The 2,972-nt window shown below is 74.6% G+C and carries 3 protein-coding genes; 2 read left to right on the forward strand and 1 reads right to left on the reverse strand.

Annotation, left to right across the window (positions count from 1 at the left end; all coding sequences use genetic code 11):
* The first annotated feature begins 235 nt into the window (after positions 1–235).
* Positions 236–700: a hypothetical protein gene (locus V7793_RS35905; protein WP_336013873.1), complete on the forward strand. Its 465-nt coding sequence runs from the start codon at positions 236–238 to the stop codon at positions 698–700.
* A 55-nt stretch (positions 701–755) separates the two neighbouring features.
* Positions 756–2,015: a cytochrome P450 family protein gene (locus V7793_RS35910; RefSeq protein ID WP_336013874.1), complete on the forward strand. Its 1,260-nt coding sequence runs from the start codon at positions 756–758 to the stop codon at positions 2,013–2,015.
* On the opposite strand, the gene V7793_RS35915 is transcribed toward V7793_RS35910, so the two are convergent.
* A partial coding sequence (locus V7793_RS35915) for a PP2C family protein-serine/threonine phosphatase (RefSeq protein ID WP_336013875.1) occupies positions 1,969–2,972 on the reverse strand: 1,004 nt, incomplete at its 5' end. The genes V7793_RS35910 and V7793_RS35915 overlap by 47 nt on opposite strands.

Raw genomic sequence — 2,972 nt, forward strand, 5'->3', positions numbered from 1 at the left:
CGGGCGCCCAGCCCTCCTACCCGACACTGGACGAACTGCCGCCGGAGTAGGGACAGTTCACCTGTATCCGGATACGCGCCCCTTCACCCGCCGGAAGGAACGCCCTTCCCCGGCGGGTGAAGTCTTCGTGACGGGAATTGTGCGGGCGCCATAGGCGGGGTGGGGTGAACGCACCAGGATCGGGTACGTGGGTGCCCGACCCGTCCGTACGAGCCGGAGGTGCCCGATGCGCCTGATGCGCCGCCAAGCCGCCGCCGTGGCCGCCGTTGCCGCCGTGGCGGCCACTGCCGTCGCCGTCGCCCCGCCGTCCCCCCAACCCGCCGCGGCCGCCGGGGAGAAGGCCCTGGCCTGGACGGCCGTCCACCGCACGGGCAACCCGCCCGAGCACCCCAAGGAAGGCGATACCTGGTCCGTCTACGCCGACCTCCAGGACCCGTCCGGCAAGCCCGCCGGCGACGGCAGCGCCGTCTGCACGGTGGTGCTCCTGCGCTACGAGGGCGTGGTGGCCCAGTGCCGCTACGTACTGCGGGGCAACGACGGCACCCTGGTCCTGGAGTCCATGGAGAACCGCTTCGGACGCGGCCCGCACCACGCCGATGCCGCCGTCGTCGGCGGCACGGGAGCGTACGCGGGCGCCAAGGGCGAGGTCCGGCTCACCATCGAGAACCGCCGCACGCTCTACCGCGTACAACTGCACTGACCTCGACGGCGGACCTCGTCAAGGGCCTGAACCGCGCCCGTCCTACGCTCGGACGATGGACACCGCCGACAGCACCGGTACCACCGGCACCGCCGCCCTCCCGCGCCCGTTCGACGCCGGGTTCTTCGCCGACCCCTACCCGGTCTACGCACGCCTGCGGGCGGCGGGGCCCGTGCACCGGATCGCCCTTCCCGACGGCTCGCCCGTCTGGCTCGTCACCCGCGAGGCCGACGTGCGGGCCGCCCTCACCGACCCGCGGCTGTCGGTGAACAAGGCGCACTCCGGCAGCGGGTTCAAGGGCTTCTCCCTGCCGCCCGCCCTGGACGCCAACCTGCTCAACCTCGACGCGGCCGACCACCTGCGGCTGCGCCGCCTGGTCTCCCAGGGCTTCACGCCGCGGCGCGTGGCGGAGCTGAGCGGACGGGTGCAAGCCGCGGCGGACCGGCTCGCCGGTGCGCTCGCCGCGCGCATCTCCGCGGAGGGAAGCGCCGACCTGGTCGCGGAGTTCGCCGGGCCGCTGCCGCTGACCGTCATCGGCGACCTCCTCCACGTGCCGGAGGCCGACCGGAAACCGTTCGCCGCGGACGTGACGGCCATGCTCGCGCCCCGGTACCCGGCCCAGGCCGGGGAGGCGGTGGGCCGCATCCACCGCTTCCTGCTGGACCTGGTCGCGGCGCGCAGGGCGGCGCCCGGGGACGACCTGCTGTCCGCTCTGATCGCCGCGCGCGACGAGGGCGACCGGCTCGGCGAGGACGAACTGGTCTCCCTCGCCTTCCTCATCCTCATGGCGGGCAGCGAGAACACACAGCACCTGATCAGCGGCGGTCTGCTGACCCTGCTCGAACACCCCGGCCGGCTGGACGAGGTGCGCGCGGACCCGGCCCTGTGGCCGGACGCGGTCGAGGAGCTGCTGCGCCACGGCCACCCCAATCAGATGGCCATCCGGCGCTTCCCGGTCGAACCGGTCGTCATCGGGGGCGTCCCGGTACCGCAGGGCGACACCGTGCTGCTCTGCCTGGCCTCGGCCCACCGGGATCCGGACCGGTACCCGGATCCGGACCGCTTCGACATCCACCGCGAGGACAAGGCCCACCTGGCGCTCGGCCAGGGCATGCACTACTGCCTGGGCGCGGCGCTGGCCCGGATGGAGATCCGGATCGCCCTGTCCACGCTGCTGCGCCGCCTGCCGGGCATCGCACTCGCCGTGCCCGCCGATGCGCTGCGGTGGCGGCCTTCCTTCCGTTCGCACGCCCTGGCGGAGCTGCCGGTCACGGTTGCGGGGCCGCAGGGTCCGCCGGGACGGCGCGGGCGATGAGGAGGGCCACGTCGTCCTGGTCGTTGCCGGAGCGCAGGGATGTCAGGAGGAGGTCGCAGGTCTCCTCCAGGCCTTCGGGGGCGTCGGCGAGGACGGCCAGGAGGGCTTCGAGGCGGGTGTCGATGGACTCGTCGCGGGTCTCCACCAGGCCGTCGGTGTAGAGGACGAGGCCGTCGCCGGGCTTGAGGTCGACGGCCGTGTTCTCGAAGGGGATGCCGCCGACGCCCAGTGGGGCGCCGGCGGGGAGGTCGACGAGGGCCGGGGGGCGGCCGGGGCGCAGGACGACGGGCGGGAGGTGCCCGGCGTTGGCCATGCAGCAGGTGCCGCCCTGCGGGTCGTACACGGTGTACAGACACGTGGCGATCATCTGGTCCAGACCACTGGCGGTGTGGTCGAGGTGGCGCAGCACCCGGGCGGGGTCGAGGCCGAGCTGGGCGAGGGTGCGGGCGGCGGTGCGCAGCTGTCCCATGGCGGCCGCGGCGTTGATGCCGCTGCCCATGACGTCGCCGACGACCAGCGCGCTCTTGTCCCCGTCCTGCGGGACGACGTCGAACCAGTCGCCGCCGACCCTGCTGGCGGTGCCGGCGGGCTGGTAGCGGTAGGCGATCTCCAGGCCCGCGGGGTCCGGGGGCCGCTGGGGCAGCAGGGAGCGCTGCAGCGTGAGGGCGGTGGCGCGCTCGCGCTGGTACCAGCGGGCGTTGTCGATGGAGACGGCGGCGCGGGCGGCGAGTTCGGCGGCGAGGGCGGCGTCGGCCTCGTCGAAGGGGCGCGGGTCGGTCAGGCGCTTGAGGTCGAGGGCGCCGAGCACCTCCCCGCGGGCGATGAGCGGCACCGCCATGTAGGAGTGCAGGCCGGCGCGGGCGAGCAGCCGGGCCGCCTCGTCGTCGCGGGCGATGCCCGGCAGGTCCTCGGCGCGCACGTGCGGCACCCTGACCGGGTGGCCGGTGCGCACGCAGC

The sequence above is a fragment of the Streptomyces sp. KLMMK genome (assembly GCF_036961605.1).
Taxonomy (GTDB): Bacteria; Actinomycetota; Actinomycetes; order Streptomycetales; family Streptomycetaceae; genus Streptomyces; species Streptomyces telluris.